General features: G+C 36.8%; 1 protein-coding gene. It reads right to left on the reverse strand.

Annotation, left to right across the window (positions count from 1 at the left end):
• Nucleotides 1-37: 37 nt before the first annotated feature.
• Nucleotides 38-487 carry a helix-turn-helix domain-containing protein gene (locus ACFQU5_RS12900; RefSeq protein WP_390288369.1) on the reverse strand — a complete coding sequence of 150 codons (450 nt, stop codon included), beginning with the start codon at nt 485-487 and terminating at the stop codon, nt 38-40.
• Between the last annotated feature and the right edge of the window lie 679 nt (nt 488-1,166).

Consider the following 1,166-nt stretch of genomic DNA (forward strand, 5'->3'; position numbering starts at 1 on the left):
GTCGCTTCTGGAATATCCACTTGTTTTAAAACATCTTTTAATCGAAATCCTTCTTGTTTAAGTTCGAAGGCGATGGCAGCTTGTGCTTTTCGAGGAAGGCATCTGGATTCTCTCGAAAAGCCTTCAACTTTTTTAAATACGCCACCTCTAAACGAAGCAGTTCATTTTCGCGTTCTAGCTGCTCCTCACGTGACATTATTTTTTCTTGGTTCACTGTTGATTTTGGTTTCTTAGACATAGACGGGCGCCCCTTTGATTTTTTTTGCAGGCCCTCTATCCCTTCTTTTAAAAACCGATGATACCAACTGGCAACTAAAGTTGGATCATTCAAGTTAAAGTGAATCGCAGTATCTTGATAGGAAGCACCTGTTCGTTTCATAAAGTTTAATACATCTATTTTAAATTGAACAGAATAAAACTGCTTCGTTTTCTTAACGGTTAATCCGTTATNCACCATCAATTTAAATTCTTCACTATATTTAGTCATAAATAATCACCCCAAAAGTTAGTTTTTTACTCTAACTTTTGGGGTGCAGTACCGAAATGCGCCCGTTTGTGGAATATTGAAGAACACGATTTCGGAGAACACAATATCGCTCTCATTAAGAAAAAATTTATGCAGAGTATAAAGTTAAATAAAGTAATTAATATATAAAGTCAAAATGAGCCATATTAACAGAAAAATACCAACATCTATTGCAATAAATAAGAGTCCGATCATGACATCAATTCCTTTTAGAGCTTAATGTGAATAGTTCGGGTCAACTAATATTTTTTCATCTTTTTCTCATTTTTCATTTTCTTATGCGCTTTTTGGCCATAATATACTCCCAAATTTGTATAACAATCTGGCCCTTAAACAGGAAAAGACACATACCTTATTAAAGAAATGCGCCCGATCGTAATATAAGGTCAGCCAGATTTTTCTGGTTGACCTTTTTCTTTTAGGTCACATTATAACGGTAGTCGGGGTAGAACGTAGCGCCCGTGGGACTCGATCCCGTCCGCAAAACTGTTCACCCCCTACTTGTATAAGCATGTTTCAAGCTGGTTGGGACAACGATCCCGTTTAACAAGCGAACCTATGATATTACAAGCAGCTTTAGGGGTTACCGACTAATTTAGTAGTTTCTTAGAGGAGGAGATTTCAATATGAATCCAGTCGT

The sequence above is a fragment of the Ureibacillus sp. GCM10028918 genome, assembly GCF_042666115.1.
GTDB lineage: Bacteria > Bacillota > Bacilli > Bacillales_A > Planococcaceae > Ureibacillus.